This window comes from Dethiosulfovibrio salsuginis (assembly GCF_900177735.1).
Lineage (GTDB): Bacteria > Synergistota > Synergistia > Synergistales > Dethiosulfovibrionaceae > Dethiosulfovibrio > Dethiosulfovibrio salsuginis.
Genome location: NZ_FXBB01000006.1, coordinates 42,856 through 65,434, shown reverse-complemented (window position 1 = coordinate 65,434; position 22,579 = coordinate 42,856). Strand labels below are relative to the sequence as shown.

The 22,579-nt window shown below is 53.7% G+C and carries 17 protein-coding genes; 8 read left to right on the top strand and 9 right to left on the bottom strand.

Annotated elements, in window-relative coordinates; all coding sequences use genetic code 11:
• Positions 1-248: 248 nt before the first annotated feature.
• On the top strand, positions 249-3,275 hold the full coding sequence (locus tag B9Y55_RS03905; RefSeq protein WP_085544056.1) for an ATP-binding protein: 3,027 nt from the start codon (positions 249-251) through the stop codon (positions 3,273-3,275).
• Between the two features lie 52 nt (positions 3,276-3,327).
• Here B9Y55_RS03905 and B9Y55_RS03900 read toward each other — a convergent pair whose 3' ends face one another.
• The 6 genes from B9Y55_RS03900 to B9Y55_RS03875 all read right to left on the bottom strand — a co-directional run bounded on the left by B9Y55_RS03900 (position 3,328) and on the right by B9Y55_RS03875 (position 11,899).
• On the bottom strand, positions 3,328-4,905 hold the full coding sequence (locus B9Y55_RS03900) for a BCCT family transporter (protein ID WP_234986121.1): 1,578 nt from the start codon (positions 4,903-4,905) through the stop codon (positions 3,328-3,330).
• A gap of 96 nt (positions 4,906-5,001) precedes the next feature.
• A complete protein-coding gene (locus B9Y55_RS03895) occupies positions 5,002-6,522 on the bottom strand; it encodes an HAL/PAL/TAL family ammonia-lyase (protein WP_085544055.1) in 1,521 nt (506 codons plus the stop codon).
• Between the two features lie 15 nt (positions 6,523-6,537).
• Positions 6,538-8,763, bottom strand: coding sequence for a xanthine dehydrogenase family protein molybdopterin-binding subunit (locus tag B9Y55_RS03890; RefSeq protein ID WP_085544054.1), 2,226 nt, complete (start codon positions 8,761-8,763; stop codon positions 6,538-6,540).
• The gene (locus B9Y55_RS03885) at positions 8,760-9,608 is read right to left on the bottom strand and encodes an FAD binding domain-containing protein (RefSeq protein ID WP_085544053.1); all 849 of its coding nucleotides are present in this window, start codon (positions 9,606-9,608) and stop codon (positions 8,760-8,762) included. Before B9Y55_RS03885 ends, B9Y55_RS03890 begins: the two co-directional genes overlap by 4 nt.
• Positions 9,595-10,068 carry a (2Fe-2S)-binding protein gene (locus B9Y55_RS03880; protein WP_085544052.1) on the bottom strand — a complete coding sequence of 158 codons (474 nt, stop codon included), beginning with the start codon at positions 10,066-10,068 and terminating at the stop codon, positions 9,595-9,597. The genes B9Y55_RS03885 and B9Y55_RS03880 overlap by 14 nt, the downstream gene beginning before the upstream one ends.
• Positions 10,069-10,183: 115 nt before the next feature.
• Entirely contained in the window at positions 10,184-11,899 is a 1,716-nt protein-coding gene (locus tag B9Y55_RS03875; protein ID WP_085544051.1) for a DEAD/DEAH box helicase, read from the bottom strand.
• Between the two features lie 225 nt (positions 11,900-12,124).
• Here B9Y55_RS03875 and B9Y55_RS03870 point away from each other — a divergent pair, with 225 nt between their 5' ends.
• The 7 genes from B9Y55_RS03870 (at position 12,125) to B9Y55_RS03840 (ending at position 18,899) form a co-directional block, all read left to right on the top strand.
• Positions 12,125-12,742, top strand: a complete 618-nt coding sequence (locus B9Y55_RS03870; RefSeq protein WP_159448220.1) for a metallophosphoesterase — start codon at positions 12,125-12,127, stop codon at positions 12,740-12,742.
• A gap of 22 nt (positions 12,743-12,764) precedes the next feature.
• On the top strand, positions 12,765-13,769 hold the full coding sequence (locus B9Y55_RS03865) for a hypothetical protein (protein ID WP_085544049.1): 1,005 nt from the start codon (positions 12,765-12,767) through the stop codon (positions 13,767-13,769).
• Between the two features lie 25 nt (positions 13,770-13,794).
• A complete protein-coding gene (gene buk, locus B9Y55_RS03860) occupies positions 13,795-14,883 on the top strand; it encodes a butyrate kinase (protein WP_085544048.1) in 1,089 nt (362 codons plus the stop codon).
• Positions 14,880-15,782, top strand: a complete 903-nt coding sequence (locus tag B9Y55_RS03855; protein ID WP_327078429.1) for a bifunctional enoyl-CoA hydratase/phosphate acetyltransferase — start codon at positions 14,880-14,882, stop codon at positions 15,780-15,782. Before buk (B9Y55_RS03860) ends, B9Y55_RS03855 begins: the two co-directional genes overlap by 4 nt.
• 109 nt (positions 15,783-15,891) lie before the next feature.
• Positions 15,892-16,821, top strand: coding sequence for a bifunctional enoyl-CoA hydratase/phosphate acetyltransferase (locus B9Y55_RS03850; RefSeq protein WP_085544047.1), 930 nt, complete (start codon positions 15,892-15,894; stop codon positions 16,819-16,821).
• Between the two features lie 57 nt (positions 16,822-16,878).
• On the top strand, positions 16,879-17,952 hold the full coding sequence (gene buk / locus B9Y55_RS03845) for a butyrate kinase (RefSeq protein WP_085544046.1): 1,074 nt from the start codon (positions 16,879-16,881) through the stop codon (positions 17,950-17,952).
• Positions 17,949-18,899, top strand: coding sequence for a 2-hydroxyacid dehydrogenase (locus B9Y55_RS03840; RefSeq protein WP_085544045.1), 951 nt, complete (start codon positions 17,949-17,951; stop codon positions 18,897-18,899). The genes buk (B9Y55_RS03845) and B9Y55_RS03840 overlap by 4 nt, the downstream gene beginning before the upstream one ends.
• A 36-nt stretch (positions 18,900-18,935) precedes the next feature.
• On the opposite strand, the gene B9Y55_RS03835 is transcribed toward B9Y55_RS03840, so the two are convergent.
• The 3 genes from B9Y55_RS03835 to B9Y55_RS03825 form a co-directional block, all read right to left on the bottom strand.
• Complete coding sequence (locus tag B9Y55_RS03835) at positions 18,936-19,400, bottom strand: Hsp20/alpha crystallin family protein (RefSeq protein WP_085544044.1); 465 nt, start codon at positions 19,398-19,400, stop codon at positions 18,936-18,938.
• A gap of 229 nt (positions 19,401-19,629) precedes the next feature.
• Positions 19,630-21,495 (bottom strand): TRAP transporter permease, encoded by a 1,866-nt coding sequence (locus B9Y55_RS03830; protein ID WP_085544043.1) that lies wholly within the window; start codon positions 21,493-21,495, stop codon positions 19,630-19,632.
• Between the two features lie 86 nt (positions 21,496-21,581).
• Positions 21,582-22,559 (bottom strand): TAXI family TRAP transporter solute-binding subunit, encoded by a 978-nt coding sequence (locus B9Y55_RS03825; RefSeq protein ID WP_085544042.1) that lies wholly within the window; start codon positions 22,557-22,559, stop codon positions 21,582-21,584.
• Positions 22,560-22,579 lie beyond the last annotated feature (20 nt).

The window sequence follows — 22,579 nt, the reverse complement described above, 5'->3', positions numbered from 1 at the left end:
TATGGCTCGATGATCGATAAAAGTCTTTTGTGGTGAAAAGAATACATCAAAGCGTGAGCCACCCCTATTGTAGCACCTGGATTTTCTAACTGTCAAATAAATATCGAATTTACCTTACAATTACTGTGCAGAGTCAGGTTGCTATCCTGACAAAGAGGTAGCTCGGTAGAGGTTTTTTGCCGTGTGTCAAGGCCGGTTTTGGTCTATAATCCTCATCGAATACCACTGATCCGAGAGGAGGTGCCGCCGTGGTTTTAAAGGTCAGTCTATTAGGTCCGCCTAATTTCTCCTTTGGAGGGAGCACGCTTCTTTTTCCCTTCAGGAAGGTCCAGGCCCTCATCTGCTATATGGCGGTGGAACGAAAGGCCTCTCGAGAGGTTTTAGCTGATGTCTTCTGGGGGGATAAAGAGGGGCCACTAGCCCTTAGAAGCCTTAGAAACGCCCTTTATCAGGCTAGACAGATCCTTCCCGGCGGGACTATAGATGGGGATCGTCAGTGGATATTTTGGGATTCCACATCGGTTGAGATGGACTTAGACCGTCTTTTAGACTCGGAGATTTCCCTTGAGGAGATCCGGTCTATCTCCAGGCCGTTTATGGAGGGGTTTCACCTCTCAGGTTGCCCCAGATTTGACGAGTGGTTGGAATCTATCAGGAGGGACGTAGAGAGAAGATGTCGAGCTCTTTTAAACCAGAAGGCCTCTCGCTATATCGGTGCCGGAGACTATCTGAACGCCCTGTTGCCTCTGGAGATGTTGATAGAGTCCGATCCTCTGGACGAGGATTCCTACTCTAAGCTGATCCTCTGCCTTTCCTCTCTAGGACGTTACGGCAGGGTCGAGGAGATATATCGTCTTTTGCAGGAGAGGCTGTTCCGAGAGTTGGGAATGTCCCCCTCCGACACCGTCGAAAAGCTTTATAGACGGATAATTTCAAAGACTGTGAACAGGGATAAAGAGGATAACGATACACCTGTGGCCATAAAAAAAGTCCCCGCCTTCGACTTTTGTGGTAGAAACGAAGAGCTGAAATCCGTCGGATCTTTCTTAAAAAATAAAAAGAAGGGGCCCCGATGTGTGTGGATTTCCGGTGAGGCAGGGGTCGGTAAGACCTGCCTCGTGGAGATGGTTATCAGCTCTTTTTGTCCCGATCGATCGATATTTCGATGTGGCGCCGTGCCAGGAGAGGACCGTTATCCTCTTTTGCCCTGGAACGATCTTTTGGGGGACATGATCAGATCTTTTCCCCCTGACGAACTGAAACTTCCGTCCTCCACGTGGTCTCTGTTGGGGGAGAGCTTTCCCGCTCTCGGTATAAAGGCCACCTCCTTTCAACCTCCGTCTCCCGGTCGAATAGGTCTTATCCTCTCGGAGATAATGTCCCAGATATCTCAGAGGAGACCTCTAGTTATGGTTATGGAGGATCTCCAGTGGTTCGACGGTGCGTCTTTGGAGGTATTGGAGAGCCTTTTGGTTCACTCTTTTTCCGATATCCTTCTTTTACTGTCTTCCAGACCTCAGATAGACAGGTCCGCTCTCGCCTTTATTCGCTCTCTCGGTAGATCGGGGAGAATTTCACTGCTAAATCTGGATCTTCGATGCTTTTCCAGATCGGAGACCGAGTGGTTCTGTGATCGTTTCTATCCTGAAAGGCGCTTTTCCTCCGACGAGGTCGACAGGATTTTCGGCGTCACCGATGGATTGCCTCTTTTCCTCGTCGAATCTCTGAGACTTCTCAAGGCAGGGAGATCGGTGGGGGAAACTCCCGCCAGCCTCTCCGACGCCCTTGACGATCACCTGTCCGACCTGACCGATAACGAAAGATCTCTGCTGGAGTGCCTGTCGGTCTACTTTTTAAAAGCCGATTGGGGCTCTCTGTCCAGGATATGCGGTTTTTCTCAGTTACAGTTGGCCGATCTGGTGGAGGGCCTTCGAGGAAGGGCGATTCTCGCCGAGGAAAAGAACGATGGTGGGGAGCTTTTTATCGAGTTTATTCACGGCAAGGTGAAAGATCACGTATATAATAGCATCTCCAATTCAAAACGCAGGGTCCTTCATGGAGAGCTGGCTCATTCTCTGATGAACGAGCTGGCCGGAGGGTCCTGGAACGATCTGGCCTGTTCCAGGTTGATTCATCACTGTAGAAATGCTGGAATGAAGCTGGAGGAGTTGGAGTATACTCTAAAAAAATTAAAGTTACATATAAACCTAAATTATGAGCTATTCCCTCTGTTTAACGATTATTTGCTCAAAGAGTCCTCTACGTCTTTCGGGAGCAGGGAGTTCACCGTAAAAGAGCTTGAGAGCTCCCATGCCCTCATAAGGGAGATAAAGAGAGAGAGCGGCACGTCTCAAAAACTTCACGAGCTGGAGACGGTCTTCATGGCTATTCAGGGAGGATATCATCTCTGGTGGGGGGATTACGATACCGGCAAGATGCTGGTCAGGACCGCTCTGAACAGAGCGACCTCAAGAGAGGACTGGGTTATGGAGTCAGAATGCCTCCAGCATCTTTGCTATTACGGAATACAGATAGAGGACGGCAGGCTTCTCGCCGCCTACGCCAGGAGACTGATAGGGGCCGCCGGGCAGACCGGAAACGATCCGGTTAAGGCCATGGCCCTGCGATTTTTGGGGATGGCCAGGATATTCTCTCAGGACTATGGTCCCGGAGAGAGAGCTTTGCTTTCGTCTATAGGACGTTTTGAGGCCATAGAGGCGGTCGACGAGCCCTACACGTTACAGATAATAGGGGCCAGAAGTTATCTAGGTGATTTAGCCCACCGCACCGGCAGGCTGGAGGAGGCCCTCTCTATCTACGAAAGCTGTATAAAAAGCTGCGAGGATGGGGGGTTTTTCAGAGGTCTTTGCCTTTTTCACAGCAACGCAGCCCACGTTGCCCTCGATCTAGGCGATCTGACCACGATGGACCGCCATATCTCCTCGGCTAAGGCCTATCTCGATGGCTGTCAGTGGCGGAGGGGAAACTCGATAATCTTTAGTCTGATGGCACTCAGGGCCTTTCAGAGCGGAGACGAAGCCGAGGCCCTTGATCACCTGAAAAGCTCCGATTCTCTGTGTATACCTCTCCATAAAAGATTTTGGCTCGCATTACAGCTTTGGGTTAAGGGACAGATAAAAAAAGGCGCTCCTCAGGGAGAACTTGGCGATTATCTCGATAGCTCCGCCCAGGATTACCTGGAGAGATCGGTGGATCTCTACCGAGAGATGGGCATCGACCACAAAATAGAGTTCATAGATAGGGCTCTGTGCTAGGCTTAACGACAGGGTGGGAGGATCATATCGATCTTCCCACCCTGTTATATAGCTATTCTTTTACCAGAAGGACCTTTTCGCCTCTGGAGTGACGTATTATCATCCAGCAGATGGTGAAGGCCATGGCCATCATGAGGAACAGGATGGGGAATCCTGCGACGGTGGCTATCTGTTTCGTCGCGTCGATACCGCTGATCTCTCCCCCTCCGCTGCCGCTGATGAGGTTTATTATGGCGACAGAGGACATAACGGCACCCCAGAATATTTTCATCGGTGCAGGAGGCTCCATTCCCTCCTGGTGGGCGGCGGTGGTGGACAGAGTGGCCACCGTGGAGGTCATGGAGTCCGCCATGGTTACGATGGAGACGAACACGGTTACCATAAAGGTCCAGCTGATTATGTCGGTCAAAGGATAGTGCTTGAGGAACTCGAAGACCGATTTTTCAAGGGCCAGCTTTCCACCTTCGTGGATCGCCTCCCAGAGACCCTGTCCTGTGAACTCCAGGTGAATGGCCGCTCCTCCGAATACCGAGAACCACAGGAATCCGAAAAACGCCGGCATCATGAGGTTCATTAGCATGAACTGACGAATCGTCCTGCCTTTAACGAGCCTGGCCAGGAACATTCCGATCAGAGGTGCGTAGGCCAGCCATATTGCCCAGTAGTATATAGGCCACCATCTAGGCCAGGCCGATCCGTCAAGAGGGCTCAGGTAGTGGGTGCGGACGAAGAAGTCGTCTATAAAGTGGCCCGCCGCCTGGGTGCCCAATGAGAGTATGAATCTGGTCGGACCGAAGGCGAAGACGAAGACCAGAAGGGCCAGGAATATCTTGGCGTTTTTGTCCGAGAGCCACCTTATGCCTTTATCCAGCCCGGTGTAGCTGGAAACTATGTAGACCGCCACTATGGAGCAGACCACCGCTATCCACATGGTCTTTCCCGCAGGGATTCCGGTCATTATCTGGATTCCGCTGGATAGCTGCATGGTTCCGACTCCCAGCACCGCCGCAACTCCTCCTGCTATAGCCAGAAGACAGAGACCGTCGACTACGTCTCCGACCACTCCCTCGATCCTCTTGCCCGCTATGGGGTAAAGGGTAGAGCTGACCCTGTAGGGAAGGTTCATGTTGTAGGCTGCGTAGGCTATCCCCAGGCCACATATGGCGTACATGGCGTAAGGTATGAAGGTCCAGTGTATGTAGGTGGTTACCATGGAGAACATGGCGGCTTCCTCGGTTTTGGCTGTTATGCCGAGGGTCTCAAACACACCGGAGTCCATGAAGTGGTACAGGGGCTCGGCGATTCCCCAGAAGACCACCCCTGTGGCTATACCGGCGCAGAGGGATATGGCGAACCAGTTCCAGGTGCTCAGCTCGGGCTTTGCGTCCTTACCTCCGAACCTTATGTCCCCGTACTTCGAGAAGCAGAAGAAAAGACAGATGAAGAAGAAGAAATTTCCAGAGAGCTGGAAAAGCCATCCAAAATCGGTGAACGCGTAGTTGACTATGGCGTTTGCTACGTCGTAAAAGGTTTTAGGTGCTACCAGTCCGACTATGATTATCGCCAAAAAGATCAGCGACATAGGAATGAAAATGCCCTTGCGTATCTTTACTTGCTGGTTGTCCTTCACGTCGTTACCCCTCCTGTTGTGAGAATGGATATCCTTGTGCTACGGTGAACTGATTTGATCTTACATAGGTAAGGTCAAAGCTCCGTCAAAACAGGGTCAAATGGAGGTCGCCTCTCTGGCTGCCTTTAAAATAGTTCCCTGAGAGATCAGCTTGTGGACCTTTGCCACGTCCAGAGACAGGTTTCTGTCGGTGTCCAGGAAGGGTATTTCCTCCCGAAGGGCCCCTTTGGCCGCTGCGGTTCCCTTGCCCAGCCTGGTGGCTTTTCTCAGGTCTATGGCCTGTGAGCTGTGGATCATCTCTATTCCCAGTATGTAGCGAAGGGTGTCTACCATGCTGGCGGTTTTCAGCATGACGTAGGGGGTGTTGTTTCCCCTGTCCTCCATGTCCTCCGATAGAGAGCTGTAGTCGGCGGATACAGGGTTTGACAGGTGACGAACCTCGCTGTCCAGGGAGCAAAAGACCTTCTGTATGGTGCCGAAGGCGTGGACCTTTGCGTCGGTGGGGGTCAAAAACCTCGCCAGACCGGTAAACCTGGGAGACCCCATCCTAAGGGTCCGGTGTGCCGCCGTTCGGGACAGATGGCTTAGAGCTATGCCCATCATCTCGAAGGCCAGAACCCAGTTTAGAGGCTCAAAGTTGGCACAGGGGATTATCCTTTCCTCCTCGAAGACTATGCAGGGGTTGTCGTCGGAGCTGTTTAAGTGGATCTCCAGTAGCTTTTTCGTGTACTCAAGGGAGTCCCTGAGGGCACCGTGGACCTGAACTGAACAGCGGATGCTCAGAGGATCCTGGATAGACTCGGATACGTCGGGAAGCCATAGGTAGCTTCCCTCGAGAAACGACCGGGCCAGCTCCATGCTCTTTCTCTGTCCGTCGTAAGGGCGATAGCGGTAGGGCAGGGGATCCAGAGGACAGGTGTTTCCCTTAAATCCCTCCATGGTCATAGAGTAGGCCAGGTCCGCTGTGTCTATCAGTTCCTCCATATCGTGGACCAGCAGGGCCCCAAGGCCTGCCCCAAGGGCGTTGGAGCTTACCAGAGAGAGGCCGTCCTTCGGTCCCAGTGTGCAGGGAGAGAGGCCCTCTTTCTCCATGGCCTGGGCTCCTGTCATGGTCTGGCCTTTATATTCCACCGCCCCTTCGCCTATCATAGCTAGGCCAATCAGGGACAGGTTGGTTATGTCCCCCTGTCCAACCGATCCTCTGAGAGGGAGAACAGGGTGTATCCCCTTGTTCAGAAAATCCCGGTGTAGCCTTACAAGATCGGGGTGCATCCCCGTCCTGCCCACCAAAAGGGTGTTTAACCGTCCCACCATCACCGCCCTTACCTGATCGGCTGTCCCGTAGGGGGCCACTCCGTCGCAGTGGGCCAGCAGCATGTTTTTGTTGTACTCGGCGTAATACCTGCCAGATATCTCCCTGTCTTTGTTGACCCCCACTCCGGTGTTCATTCCGTAGACCTTCTGCTCGCCGGAGGTGGCAAATCTCTGGAGCAAAGCCCAGGATTTTTCCACCCTATCCATGGCCTCCGGCGCTATCTCCACCGGCCTGTTTCCCCTAGCGACCTCCACCAGGTCCTCTATCTTGAGCGACGCTCCGTCCAGTATCAGCGGTTTCATGTGTTTATCCCCCTTCTATCCCTTTATTGCCTTAATTACCCTCTCTGGAACGAGAGGAAGATCGGTAAGGTCGGTTCCCAGAGCTCGGTTGACGGCGTTGACCACCGCCGCCGAGGTAGGGACGGTACATATCTCCCCTATGCTCTTTGCCCCGAATGGGCCACCGGGCTCGTTTTCCTCCACCAAGACGACCTCCACAGGAGGCATGTCCGGGGCGTTTATCATGTGGTATCGACTGAGAGAGCTGTTTTTAGGTCGCCCTTTTCCGTCGTAGGTGAGCTCCTCCGAGATGGCCATGCCTATGCCCATCTGGACCCCGCCGTATATCTGGCCGTTCAACAGCTTGGGGTTTATGGCCTTCCCTACGTCGTGGACCGCCATAAAATCGGTAACCCGCACCAGTCCCGTCATTGTGTCAACCACGACCTCGGCGAGATGGACTCCGAAGGAGGCGGGGTTTTTATCCGGGGCGTAGTGAAGGTAGTCCCCCACCTCCTGTCTCAGGGTTTTTGCTATGCGACAGACCATGTCCCCGTAGGTGAGCTGTTCTCCCGATCCGGCAATCACAGTGCCGTCCCTCAGAAGGATCTTGTCCTCCGGTTCTCCCGTAACCTGGGATATCTGGGATATGAACCTTGCCTTGAGCTTTTCCGCCAGCTCCAGGGCGCAGGCACCGCAGACGTAGGTCACCCGGCTGGCGACGCATCCCACGTCGAAGGGGGCTGTCTGGCTGTCCGCCTCTGTGACGTGGATCATGTCGGGGGATAAATCCAGCACCTCCGCCACTATCTGGCCTATGGTGGTCATAGTTCCGTTGCCAAGCTCGTGAAGCCCTGCGTTCACCAGCACCGATCCGTCCTCGCAGAATCTCATGGCCATGGACAGAAAGTCGGGATAGGGAGATCCGTAGTAGCCGTTTCCGTGGGTGCAGCAGGCCAGTCCGACTCCCTTGCGATATCTTCCGTCGGTGACCAGGTTAACCCTGTCGTACCAACGGAATTTCTCCACTCCGATGGTCAGACAGTCTCTTATCCTGCCGTTGCCCAGAGGAGGGGCTCCTGTGGGATCCAGGTCTCCTGGGTGTATGAGGTTTTTCATCCTTATCTCCACCGGGTCAAAGTTCAGTTTTTTTGCCAGAAGGTCGATGTGTATCTCCGTCATGGTGTGGATCTGAGGCGAACCGTAGCCTCGACAGGCTCCGTTAGGGGTGGTGTTGGTGAAGGTGGTGTGTCCCTTGAAGGACTGAGACGGAATTCGGTATAGCCTGGAGGCTTTTTTCCCCATGGCCATGGTCACCCTGTGCCCCCCTGTGGCGTAGGCCCCTACGTCGGTTATTGCGTCTATATCCCTGTGGAGAAAGTAGCCCTGGTCGTCCAGGTAGGTGGTCACCTTGCCGACAGTCGCGGCTCTGGTCCTGGTGCCTATGATGCATTCCCCCCTGTCTATGGACAGTCTGACGTTCCTTCCGGTGTCCAGGGTCATCAGGGCGCAGGCTGGCTCAAGTACCGCCTCCTGCTTGCCTCCGAAAGTCCCTCCCATAGGGGCCTTGACGACCCTAATCCGGTTTACCGGCTTTTTGAACAGGACTGAAAGGGCGTAGCGAACGGTGAAGATCATCTGACAGGGCGATTCGACCACCAGTACGTCTCCGTAGTCCATGTAGGACTGACAGAGGTGGTTTTCCATTGCCCCGTGGTGGATCTTTGGGGTCGTTACGGTGGTCTCAAAGGAGATCGAACCTTCAGGTGCTCCCTCTCCGTAGGAGATTTTTCCCTCTATCACCTGAGGATGTCCATCACGGAAGGACTGTGCCGATAGGGCTTGAACTGGGTCTAGGACCGGCTCGTATTCCTCGTACTCCACCTTTACAAGGGCAACCGCTTTTCTCGCCGCCTGGTCGTTCTCCGCCAGCACCGCCCCTATGGCGTCTCCGACGAAAATTGGCCTGTCGGTGAAGATCCTCTCGTCCCGTCGGTCGGTCTGATCTGGAAGAAACACCGCGCTGTTGAAGGTTATTCTCGGGTCGTCGTCGGGGGTGTAGACCTTTATGACGCCTGGGACCTTTAGGGCCTCCGAGGTGTCTATGGAGATTACCCTGCCGTTGGCTATAGAGCTCATTATCAGCCTTGCATGGGCTGTGCCGCCTGAGGGCTTGTCCCCCAGATAGCGCAGTCTGCCGGTGACCTTCTCCTCTATGTCGCTCCTTTTAACGTCCTGTCCTACGTATTTGAAGTTCGTCATCTCAGGACCTCCTTCACGTGATCCCACAGCTGATCCCCCAGCCCCTTTATGGCCTCTCTCTTGTAGGGCAGGGAAGATCTCCCTGGAATGGTGTTCTCAACGGTATGGGAGAGTGCATTTAGAAAGACATCCTTGCAGCCCGATCCCGACAGGAGTTTGGAAAGTTCTCTCTCCCCCTCCGCCGATCTGGTCGGACTGGGGGCTATGGCACCTATGAACAGCCTTATCGGCCCATCGGTCCTTTCGGGGTGTAGGCTCGCCGCCAGGTTTATCTTGGATATGGTCACAGCCCTGCGACTGCCTACTTTGCCAAACCAGGATAGCCTGCCGTCTAAGATCGGGATTTTTATCGACCTTATGAACTGGCCCTTTTTAAGAACCGTGGCGTTTCTGCCGGTTATAAATTTCTCCACAGGGTACAGTTCTGTGTCCCCTGCGCAGTCTTGGACCTCTATCGTCGCCTCAAGACATGCCAAAGCCGGAACGGTGTCCGCCGCCGCCGAGCCGTGGGCCAGGTTTCCTCCTACGGTGCCTCTGTTCCTGATCTGGGTGGAGCCCACCGAGGCCGCCGCCATGGACAGAGCTGTACCGTGCTTTGCGACCAGCTCGGAGCTCTCAAGGTCCCAGTGGGTGGACGTCGAGCCTATCCTCAGGCTGTCTTTTTCCTCATCTATGGAGGAGAGTTCGACTATAGAGGTCAGGTCCACCAGGTTGTACTCTCTTTCTGGGTGTGCCCTCACCTCCAGGACCAGGTCGGTCCCTCCTGCTATCAGGTTTAAACTCTCTGCCTCTGTGGCCAGAATCGACCTAAGTTCTTCGACGGATCGAGGTCTATAGACTGTCATCCCTGAGTCTCCTGGCGGCGTCCATCACCGCTTTTACGATAGGTATGTATCCGGTGCAGCGACAGATGTTGCCCTCCAGGGCCCTACGTGCTTCTTCTTCGGTAGGGTTCTCTTTATGCATCAGCAGGGCTTTCGTCGACATGATCATTCCAGGGGTGCAGAATCCGCACTGAACGGCGTCGTTGTCGATAAAGGCCTGCTGGATTCTGTCCAGCTCTCCCATCCTTGCCAGGCCTTCGGTGGTGAGTATGTCCGACCCCTCCGCTTGAAAGGCCATCACCGTGCAGGACGTCACCGCCTTGCCGTCCATGACGACGGTGCAGGCTCCACACTCCCCTTCGGAGCAGCCCTCTTTTACGCTGGTCAGGCCTAGAACGTCCCGGAGGAGGTCCAGTAGCCTCATCTCAGAAGAGATCTCCACGGTCCGGCCCTGTCCGTTAACGGTAAGCTGTATGTTCATCCTATTTCCCCCTCGCTGTGTCTTTGCGAAGGAGTATAGGGCAACAGGGTCAAAGGACCGTCAAAAAAGGGCCTGCGATCGCTCGCAGGCCCTTTTTTGACGGTCTATATGATTTTTATCTTCTTCTGCCCCTCATAGGCTGAGGAGGTCTTCTGCTCGATCTGTCCTCGACGATTTCTCCGTCCATAAGTCCCCACTTCTTCAGCTTAGAGACGCCGCTTCCGTTTATTTTGTCCGACGCGGTGGGGCCAAGCTCTACCTCCGTATGGGTATCCCTCATGCGGATGTTTCCGACCTCGCTTCTATCGACCTCAAGGGCCTGGCAAAGGGTGGCCAATATGCGGCCTACGGACCAGTCTCCGTCGTTTCTTCCCTTACACAGCTTGATGGATTTGGCCCTGCCTTTGAAGGGGAGCCTGCTCCCGCTGGACGGACCGTCTCTACGGGTACGGCCAGATCTGTCCACTCCACCGGTTCTGGATGAGAGGGTTTTTCTGTTGTTCATCTCGTTCATTAGGTCTTTGCTTAGGTCGTATCCGTTAGGAAGTCCCTTTATGTGATGATCCAGAAGCCTTGCGACCAGGTCCTTGGGATCCAGCATGGCCATAAGCTCCTCTGCCCACATTATGGAGTCTTCGCTCGGGTTGGTAGCGTCCATAAGAGCTCCTTCACGGAGGCCCCTCTGTACTTTGGCGATAGCGGCCATGTCAGGCACGTTCACCCAGTTTAGATCCATAGAGGAGGCCCTGAGCATGGCCTTAAAACGGCCTTTCTCTCTCGGGGTTAGGATTAGGACGTTCTGTCCCTCCTGACCTGCTCTTCCGGTTCTGCCGCTTCTATGAACGAAGGTCTCCAGGTTGTCAGGGAGCCCTATCTGTATGACGTGAGATACGCCCTGGACGTCCAGCCCTCTAGCCGCTACGTTGGTGGCTACGAGAAGGGGGATTCTACCCTGTCTGAAGGCGTTCATGACGCTGTTTCTCTCAAGCTGGCTCATGTCTCCGTGAAGGGCGGAGGCGGAAAAGCCCTCCTCCTGAAGCCTTTCCATGGTTTCCACCGTGCCTGCCTTGGTGTGACAGAAGATGAGTCCCATCTCGGGGTTCTCCCACAGGAGGACGTTTACCAGTCCCTCAAGCCTCTTGCCAGAGGGGACCATGTATACCTTGTGGGTTATATCCTCGTGCTGATCCTCATCGTGACACAGGGTTATCCACTCAGGAGAGGTAAGGTACCTTCTGGTTAGAGAGGCTACCTCGTCGGGCATGGTGGCGGAGAAAAGCCAGGTTCTCTTTCTGGATACAAGGGAGCTCAGGATGGACTCTATCTCCTCCCTGAAGCCCATGTCCAGCATGGTATCTCCCTCGTCAAGGACGATGGTCTGTATGTCCTGGGTCTTGAGGGTTTTTCTGCGGATGTGGTCCATGGTCCTTCCAGGAGTTCCGACCACCAAGGCAGCGCCTCTGCGGAGCTGTCCTATCTGACGCTCCATATCCATGCCACCTACCAAAGATGCGGTGGTAAGGCCCATTCTTCTGCCCAGCCACTCGGCCTCGCCTGCTATCTGTTGTGCTAGTTCTCTAGTGGGGGATAGTACAAGTATTCGGGGGGAGCTTGCCTCGTGGGGAAGTTCGTTGAGCAGAGGTAGAAGAAAACCTAGAGTCTTCCCGCTGCCTGTCCTGGCCTGGACGACCAGGTCGCCTTCTCTAGACGATGATTCCATTACCTGTTCTTGAACCGGCATAGGAGCCTCGAATCCCTTGTTTGAAAGAGCCTCAAGAAGCTCGGTTCTCAATCCGTACTGACTAAATGTTTTTGTTGCGATGTTATTCATATCGTTCCTCCTCGGTGGTCGATGCGAAACGTCCTCGCCCTACCATCGACGGCAACGACGTTTCTACTATTTCGACGCATGGTGAAGTATTATCCCTGCCATTCACGGTTATGTCAAGGAATATGTTTGGATTTATTTTTCACGTAAGGGGTTGTCTCTATTCTGTCTATTGCGTTAAGATGATGGTCTGTGGGGCTGTAGCGAAAGTTGAGAGGGGAGATACATTTGAAGCGATTCATAGCAGGGGCCTTTAGGGCCTTCGGTGCGGTCTACATCCCCGAGGAGTTGATCGGCAGGCCCGGGGAGTTCCTTCTTCACGTATCGGATACCCCTTCGTCTTTTTTCCCCGATCTAAACCGAATCATATCTAAAGTCCGCCCTTTATGGGTTGTCCATACAGGGGATCTGGTGGATCAGGTGAAGTTAGGGCTCTATCCCAGCCTGATAAACACCTACCGAGACAGAATACCTAGGCTATCGGCGATTCTTGACAGAGGCTCTAGAAAAGGGGATTTTCAGGTCGTTATCTCCCTAGGTAATCACGATGATTCCGATACGGTTGAGGAATTTTTCCCCCATTGTCATATAATAGATAAGGTAGGCGGGTTTTCCGTCTATGGTTGGTCCTTTAAGGCAAGTCACTATTCAAGTCTCATCTCCGGGTCTAAGGACGTGATAGGTCTTTTCGGCCACGATCTATCCTCTCTGGAAGGGGATCCCTTTGGCCTAAACGGCATAAAGAACGTCAATCTTTTTTCCCTTAAGACCGGAGAGGTGTATGAAATACCTTATCCGAGGTATATCGACGATCAGCGTCAGATGAAAAGGCGTATCGGGCTTTAATTGTGGCAAAGGAGGTATCATCTTGCTTTCCATAATCAGAAGTGGTCCCAGAGTAGTAAGGATGGAGGGAGATGACCGGGCTATTTTGAACTGGCTCAAGGAGCATTTTCCTGTTTCCGAGTCACCTAAGGAGAGGATCCTTGACGGTATAGGGGAGGATAGCACCGTACTGGTAGTAGGAGATCCAGGTAAAGAGGTGTACGTCGCCATAGACAGCTTTCCCGACGTTATCCTCGCGTCCATGCTTACCGATGGAGTTTGTGGGATGGTCAGATCGGTGAGACGGATGCCAAGGAGCATAATCTTCCGGTCTCTAGGAGATTACGAGACAGTGATGGGGGAGATCGCCGAGGACTTTGGCGGGGAGGTGTCCACCTTGGATCGGGTTTGGGACTGGGATTCCGATCAAGGCGTCATTATCTGTTTCACCGAAAAATCTCTGGCGAGGCCTCTGGTCATGGGAGATATGAAAAAAGACGTGGTTTTAGTGACCATGCCTCACGAGGCTTTACGGGCAAGGCTTCGACGGAGAGCCCTCTATCTGTTTAACCTGAGCATGAACAAAGCGGAGTGGCGACAGCTTGAGATCAGGATATACGATGCCTACGGTCGTTATCCTCTTCACGTGGAACGTTTAACCAAGGCCATAGATGACCTTGAATTAGGGCTTATAATGGGAGAAGGATGGGGAAAGGATTATGCCCATATTCTTATGCCTGTTTCGGTCTACTGCCTGAGGTTTTTCTCCTGCTTCGACCCTAAGGTGGTCAAAAAGGCCCTGATGGGATTGGAGTATGTCGAGGGAGAGGAAAGGTTCGCCGATTTCGACCTTTACGAGGGAAAGAAAAAGATAAGCTGGACCGACGTTTCCGCAGGACAGTATAAAGACAGAAAGGCCTTAGGCGCCATAATGAGAGAGGAGGTCAGAAACGCTCTAGAGCAGGATCAGGTTGACGAAATGGACAGGCTTGAGGCGGAGATATTGGCTATGGCGGACGGATCAGATAGTGATTCTCGTTTTAATTAAATAAAATAGAAGGCGAGGCGATAATATGGCCCACGAACTGTTGGTTATAAACCCCGGCTCAACAAGTACCAAGATATCCTGGTATTCCGATCTGGAGGAGAGATGGACCGAGACGGTGTCCCATGATCCTGAGGTGCTTTCCTCTTTTCATGGAACCGCCGACCAGTATCGATTCAGGATGGACACTATCGAAGACGCACTTAAGACAAAAGGGCACTCGATGGACGATCTGACCGGGGTCGTCGGCAGGGGAGGGATCGTAGATCCTATCCCTGGCGGTACCTACAAAGTCGACGAGGTTCTGCTTCAGCGGCTCAGAAGCGGCAAGCCATGGGATCACGCCTCCAACCTAGGTGGAATTTTAGCGGACGCTATAGCCAGCCCTCGGGGAATCCCCGCCTTGATAGTCGACCCTGTCTCGGTGGACGAGCTGGACGACGTCGCTAGGTTGACCGGCCTTCCTGAGCTGCCTAAAGTGTCTCTCAACCACGCTCTTAACGTCAAAGCTACGGTCCGCAAAGCGGCGTCGGAGCTTTTGGTGGACTGGAGGGAGCATAACTTTGTCGTCGTCCATCTCGGCGGAGGGATGACGGTCTGTGCCCACCGTAAGGGCAGGTTGTCGGATTTTTATAGCGGCAACGAGTATGGACCCTTTGCTCCCGAAAGGGCTGGAACCCTCCCTGCAGGGGATCTGGTATCCCTCTGCTTCAGCGGAACTATCTCTCTAGGTGACCTCAAGAAAAGGCTTGCAGGTAAAGGGGGCGTAATGGCCTATCTGGGAACTAGTGACATGAGAGAGGTGGCTAAGAGGGCCTCGGAGGGCGATGAAAAGGCCTCTTTGGTCAGAAACTCCATGTCCTATCAGGTTGGCTGTGCAATAGGTTCTATGGCCGCCGCTATGGCCGGTGATGTCAAGGCGATCCTGTTTACCGGAGGTATCTCCCACGATAGCGATTTTGTGGCATCGGTTCAGAAAAAGGTTCAGTGGATAGCTCCCTGTCTGATCTATCCCGGAGAGGGTGAGATGAGAGCTCTCGCCGAAGGGGCTATCCGTGTGTTGACCGGAGAGGAAGAGGCTAAATCATATTCTGATACGGTGAAAGGAGATCTGTGATTCAATTGGAAAATCTAGATTTTTTAATGGGTAAAAGCGTCGAAAAAGGCTTGAAGCGGATAGCTGTCGCCTGTCCTTACGGAGAGGATACCTTAGGTGCGGTCTGTGAGGCCCATAAAGTAGGTATAGTAGATGCGATTCTTATCGGCCAGGAGGATAAGATAAGGGATAAGGCCTCCGAGATGGGATTATCCCTGAACGGAATCTCCTTAATCGACGAAAGGGACGATTATTCGGCAACCGAAAAGACCGTTAAGATGGTCTCCTCCGGCGATGCGGACCTCCTCATGAAGGGGTTGGTCAAGACTGCTGTACTGCTTAAAGCGGTCCTTAACAAAGATTGGGGACTGAGGTCAGGCTCTCTTCTGTCTCACCTGGTTCTGGTCGAGATAGGTCCTCTAGGAAGGGTTCTAGGCGTTACCGACGGTGGAATGAATATGTACCCCGATCTCAACGCTAAGGCTCAGATAATACAGAACGCCGTTGGATGTTACCACAATCTAGGTGTAGATGAGCCTAAAGTGGCGGTTCTGGCGGCGGTAGAGGCGGTTAATCCCGATATGCCTGCGACTTTGGACGCCGCTGCTCTGACCCAGATGGCCTCCAGAGGTCAGATCACTGGTTGCCTTGTCGATGGCCCCCTCGCTCTGGATAACGCCGTCAGTCCAGAGGCCGCCGCTATAAAGGGAATCAAGTCCCCGGTAGCGGGAAACGCCGATCTGTTAATGGTGCCGGATATAGAGTCGGGAAATATGGTAGGAAAGACCGCCATGTTCCTCGCCGGTTGCAGGACCGCAGGGGTTATCCTAGGTGCCAGAAAACCTATCGTAATGACCAGTCGTTTCGATTCGATGGACACAAAACTGCTATCTATCGCATTAGGTGCAGCGATATCCTAGCCATATATCGCTATAGATGTATAATGTATGTTGGTCCTGTAGCGGGATGATTCTCTATAATCCCTCAGGGCTTTCGTAGCAAACTAAATCTCAGGGAGGTCTTTTTCCTATGGAACAGCTTCGTTCGTTGAGTGCTTTACTGGATTACGCAAAGAAGATCGGTGCGGAGAAGGGCAAGAAGAAGATAAGCGTGGCCAAGGCCGATGACCCAGGGCTTCTCACTGCCCTTGAAGATGCCAGGTCCGCCGGGATCGCCGATTTCTATCTGGTCGGTGACGAGAAGGCCATAAAGGCTGCGGCGGAGAAGGCCGGCGTCGACGTCTCCAACTACGAGATAATAGACGTCTCCAGTGAGCCGGAGATAGCCCTTGAATCGGTCAAGCTTGTCTCCTCAGGCAAGGCGGACGTCTACATGAAAGGGCAGATTCACACCAATAACTTCCTTCGTGGAATGCTGAACAAAGAGGTTGGCCTCCGTAAGGGCAAGAACACCATCTCCCACTGCTACTTCCACCAGGTTAAGGGTTTCGACAGGATATTCTTCATAGCCGACGCCGCTTTCAACATGTACCCAGATCTCAACGCCAAGGCTCAGATCGTCCAGAACACCGTAAACCTAGCCAGGGCATTCGGGGTTGAGTGTCCCAAGGTGGCGGTTCTGGCCGCTGTAGAGGTGGTCAATCCGGATATGCCAGCCACGCTCGATGCAGCTGCTCTCGCCCAGATGAACGCCCGTGGCCAGATCACCAATTGCATAGTCGACGGTCCCTTTGCCCTGGACAACGCCGTGAGCGAGGAGTCCGCCAAGACCAAGGGGATAACCTCTCCCGTAGCAGGCAAGGCCGACGTCTTCTTGGTCCCCAACATAGACGCGGGCAACATGCTTGCCAAGGCCATAGTCTACTTCTCCGAGAACGAGACAGCCGGGATGATCCTTGGAGCCTCCGCTCCTATAATACTCACCAGCCGCGCCGACTCCCCCAGAGCGAAGCTTATGTCCATCGCTGCGGCGGTTGTTCACGCCGACTTCGGAAAGTAGTTTTTAGGGCCGCATGTGAAATGCGGCCCTTTTTTTAAAACAGGAGGTGGCTTTTTTATGTTGTTGCTAGCCATAAACCCCGGCTCTACCAGCACCAAAATAGGTCTGTTTCAGGACGATAAGCAGCTTTGGGAGGATACTCAGAGGTACGATACCGACGTTATCGGAGGCTTCTCGTCGATCGCGGAGCAGGAGGATTTTAGACTCAACGAGATAAAAAAGGTCCTTGAGGAAAAGGGCCTCAACGTGAAGGATCTGGACTGTGTTGTTGGAAGAGGAGGGCTCCTGCGTCCCATCCCTGGTGGAACCTATCGGGTCAACCAGGCCATGATGGACGACCTTACCTCCGCAAAATACGGATCTCACGCCAGCAACCTGGGGGGGCCTCTTGCCCTTAGGTTGGCTAAGGAGGCGGGTCGGCCGGACAACGCCTTTATAGTCGATCCGGTGGTGGTCGACGAACTGATGGACGAGGCGCGGCTATCGGGGCTTCCTGAGATAGAGAGACGTTCCATTTTTCACGCTCTTAATCAAAAAGCCATTGCCAGGAAGGTGGCGTCGGATCTGGGAAAAAGCTACGAGGAACTTTCTCTTGTGGTGGCTCATATGGGAGGCGGTATTTCCGTGGGGGCACACCTCAATGGCAGGGTGATAGACGTGAACAACGCCCTTGACGGTGACGGACCCTTCTCGCCGGAGAGGGCTGGAACACTGCCGTCCGGTGGCCTGTCCAAGCTATGTTTCAGCGGTTCCGTGACCCTTGGGGAGATGAAAAAGAAGCTCAGCGGCAAAGGGGGCTTGGTCGCCCATCTTGGGACCAACGACCTCAGGGAGGTCGTCCGGCGTAGGGAGTCCGGCGATCAACACGCCGATTTAGTCTTCCGCTCTATGGCCTACCAGATCGCCAAGGAGATAGGCTCAAGATCGGTCGCTCTTGAGGGTAAGGTGGACGGAGTCATTCTGACCGGTGGCTTGGCCTACTCTGAGCAGTTCGTACAGGAGATAACGAAATACATCTCCTTCATAGGACCAGTGATGGTATACCCGGGAGAGGACGAGCTTTGGGCACTCTCACAGGGAGCCCTCAGGGTCATGTCAGGTCAGGAGAAAGGGAAGGTCTACGAGGGATGAGGATAGTCCTGCTGGAATCCCTTGGGGTGGCGCGGGGATATCTTGACGGCCTCGTTGCCCCTCTTTTGAGCCAAGGGCACTCCTTCGAGGCCTATTGTAGGTCGGACGATGTGAAAGAAAACGTGAAAAGGCTGGCTGGAGCTGACGTGGCGATTATAGCAAACATGCCTCTAGGCGGTCAGGTTATATCCTCCTGCGACAGACTTAAGATGATCTCCGTTGCCTTTACCGGTTACGATCACGTCGACATGGAATCATGCCTCTCCAAGAGGATCACTGTCTCCAACTGCGCCGGTTACTCTACCGATTCGGTCGTGGAGCTAGCTCTCGGTCTGTCTTTGGCTGTGGTCAGAAAGATCGTTCCCTGCGACGGCGCGGTCAGGGCAGGAAAGACCAAGGACGGCCTTATAGGCAACCAGCTGGCGGGGAAGACCGTCGGAATAGTCGGGACTGGGGCTATCGGGGTGAAGGTCGCCGCCGTCTTTAAGGCCCTAGGGTGCAACGTGGTGGCCTACAGCAGATCCCAAAGGGACGAGGTACTGTCCATGGGAATCCCCTATTTATCCCTGAAGGACCTGATGTCCTCATGTGACCTGATCTCCCTCCACCTCCCCTGTAACGGGGAGACCGCCGGGCTTATAGATCGGGATATGATCTCGTCCATGAAGCGGTCGTCCTTCCTCATAAACACCGCCCGAGGGCCTATCGTGGACAACAAGGCCCTTGCGGATGCCCTGAAGTCAGGGTCAATAGCAGGGGCAGGGATAGACGTCTTCGATATGGAGCCGCCGCTTCTGGAAGGATATCCTCTCCTGGATGCCCCTAACTGCGTCTTAACACCTCACGTCGCCTTCGCGACCCCCGAGGCACTCCAGAGTAGGGCCGTGATCGCCATCGACAACGTCAGGCTCTGGATGGACGGCAAGCCTCAAAACGTGGTGAGATAAACGTACAGGGCAGAGGGATACCCTCTGCCCTGTACGTTAAGCTTGTGATCCGTCGGAGATAGCTATGGCTTTGCCCTCTCCTCCGGCCTGGAGCTCCTTCACCTGAACCTTGAGGACCCCGTCTACGTAGCTGGCCTGGACCGAGTCGCAGTCCACCTCTGTAGGGAAGGACACGGTCCTTGATATGGAGCCGTAGAACCTCTCGCTGTGGGCGCAGTCCTCTTCCTTCAGGCATTCCTGGGCGCTCCTTTGGGCCTTGACCTCGACCCTGTCCCTGTAGACCTTTAGGTCGATGTCGTTTTTGTCCACTCCAGGAAGATCCATCACAAGGGTAAAAATCCCGTCCTTTCTGTATACGTCCATAGACGGGACCATCGGCCTGTTGTTGTCCTGGGTCGAGTCGCTAAACTCCTGGAACATTGCCCTCATGGCGTTGTCCATGAAGGAAAAAGGATCCATAGTGCCTCTGCCTGACCTTGTTGGAACTAAAAATCTTCTCATTTCCTCCACCTCCGTGAGTCTGATCTTTGTTGATCTTTATGGCCCTTATTATATACGTCAGGGATGGTCAGGCAAGTTTTTCTGTGCTTTGTTATTTGACCTGACATACGAATATGTCCTATTATCGGCTTTATAGTCTTTTTTTCTTAGACTATCTCTTTGAGGTAATTCGATCACATTGGATAAAGCCCCCAATCCCTGACAGGGATTGGGGGCTTTTCGTCTCTCATCAGCTCTTTTTGTCTCTCCAGATAAAACTGCAGGCCAAGGTCACGGCGATCCCTGTCAGCTTTACCCAGGCGATCGGCCATATGCAGAGTATTCCTGCGATCAGGAATATCCCTCTCTGCCACTGCTGAATTATTCTGTTAGTGTAGCCTAACATAGAGTGTCCCATCGCGAAGAGGGACCCGACCCCTCCAGCTATAGCTATGAGGTTCTGGGTTGTCCCGGAGGACAGCAACAATCCCTGATCGTAGCTGAAGGCGAAGGGGATTATGAAGGCCAGTATCCCCAGTTTCATCGCTTGAAATCCCGTTTTGTTGGGATTTGCGTCGGCTATAGAGCTTGCGGCGTAGGCCGCTAGAGCCACAGGCGGGGTTATGTTGGACACTATGGCGAAGTAAAAGACGAACATATGGGCCGCTATCGGGGGGAATCCCAGCTTAGCCAGGGCAGGAACCCCGAGAGCTGCTCCCAGTATGTAGGCGCTGGTAGTCGGCAATCCCATCCCCAGGACCAACGATACCATAGCTATCATGACCAGGGCCATAAAGGGAGCGTCGCTGGCCACGGAGAACACCAGTCCTACGAACTTAAACCCTATTCCCGTCAAGGAGACCGATCCGACGACTAACCCTGCGGCGGCACAGGCGATACAAACCACAGGGATATTTTTCGCACCGGTGTAGATAGCGTCCAGAATGGCTTTCGGTCCCATTCTGTTGGCTTTCTCCGGGAGGGAAACCACCCAGGCCGCCAATATGCCTATTACCGCCGCCAGCATGGGGGTGTAGCCCGACAGAAGGAGGTATATGAGCACCACTATCGGCGACATCATGTAAAGCTTCTTTATGACAGTCTTTTTGTCCGGAAGCTCCTCAGGTGAGAGCCCTTTTAAGTTGTTCTTCAGAGCCCCAAGGTGGACCATGAGCAGAACCGCCGCGTAGTACAGAACAGCGGGGAGAATCGCTGCGACCATGATTACCTTAAACTGAACCCCCAGGAAGGATGCCATTATGAAGGCACCGGCTCCCATGATGGGAGGCATTATCTGTCCTCCTGTGCTGGCGACCGCCTCCACCGCCGCGGCGAAGAACGGTGGGTAACCTATCCTCTTCATTAGAGGTATGGTGAATGTCCCCGTTCCGTAGACGTTGGCCACCGCCGCCCCCGATATGGACCCGAACAGGGCGGAGCTGACCACCGCTATCTTAGCTGGGCCGCCGGGAGAGGTTCCGGTGAACGCCTGGGCGAACTCCATAAAATATGCTCCCACGCCGCTTTTCTCCAAAAATCCCCCGAAGATCAGGAATATCATGACGAAGGTGGCCGAGACCCCTAGGGGGATAGAGAAGATCCCCTCGTCTATGAGGTATATCTGCTCTATTACCTCATGGAAGGAGAATGATAGCCCCTTCATTATGCCGGGCATATAGTGTCCTAGGTACATATAGGCGGTGAAGAAGGCGGCTATTATGGCGAGAGGAAGGCCTACAACCCTTCTGGTAGCCTCTATGAGAAGCACCGTCAGTAGGGATCCCAGTATGAGCTGTGCCGTGGTTACCGGGTCTACCTGAGCCATTCTGTACGTAATATCGGTGTAGTTCATCATGATATACAGTCCCGGTGCTAGCGACGCTGCTGCGAGAGCCCAGTCGTACCAGGGTATGGTGCTGTCGGCTATCTCCTGGCCCTCTTTTTTGCCCCCTATGGGATAGAGTATAAAGGCCATAGGGAGAACCCACGTGAGGTGGATCGCCCTTTGAAGGTAGGCCTCAAATGTGCCGAACAGGGCGGTGTATAGGTGAAAAAAGCCCATCGCAAGGACGTAGAGATAAAACGCCTTTGCCGTAAGTCCCTGTAATTTTCTCATATTTAGCATCTACTCCTTTTCGAGTAAAAACAGAGAATGCGGGCGACTCAGGTCACCCGCATTTTTTTGCGGTAGGATATCGCTGACTACTGGACGCTCTTCCAGAACTTTGCTGCGCCAGGATGGGCAGGTACCGCGGAGGGAACGGCCTCGACGGGATTCAGCTCCTCCATGTCCTTAACCCCTTTTGCCAGGGTCTCTTTGTTGTTCCAAACGAGCTCGGAAAGTTTGTACGCTAGCTCGTCGGAGATATCGTTTCTGATGACGATGCAGGTGTAGTCCCCTATGGTCGGAACCGGCTCGGTCACCGACTTGTAGACGCCGGGCTCTACGTTGAAGGTCACCGTGCCGAAGGCGTCGGTCATTGCCTGTCTGGCCTTTTCGTCCACCGGAAGTATGAGTATATCGGTCTGGCTCTCTATCTGCATGACGATGGAAGCTATCTTGCCCACGGAGAAGGCAAAGCAATCGATGTGGTTGTCCGCCAGGAGGTTCGATCCGTCGGAGTAGGAGGAGAACTCGACCTTTCCGCCCCACTCGGTTATGGCCTTACGGTAATCGACGCCATAGCCTACCTTGAAGAGGTTGCGGATCACGAACTCCGAGGAAGTGCCTGGCTTCAGGGTCGCAAAACGGACGGGGAGTTTTTTCTCCACGATGTCGCCGAGGGTCTTTATGTCGTTTTTCTCGGCAAAATCCTTTCTGACTATGAAGTAGGTGTACTGGGTGTAAAGGTTAGCCAGAACAGACACGTTTGAGTGCGCGTCCTTAAAGGGGGCGTCGCCGCCTTTTACCGCTGCTCCGACCATGGATGTGACGGAGAATCCCATATCTCCCTTGCCGTTGTCGGCGTTGACTATGTTGGACACCCCTCCGCCTGTTCCGCTGGTCGTAGGAAGTCCGTTTTTGGTCCACATATCAGACAGGGAGCCACCCAGTGCAAACCAGTTTCCCCCTGGAGGTCCCGCCATAAAACGAAGCTGTGCCGGGTCCTCCGCCATAGCCGATCCTGCGACCATGGTTGCCATTGCTAAAGCCAAAAACAATGCGATTTTCTTACTCATATTTTTCCCTCCTTAGTTCT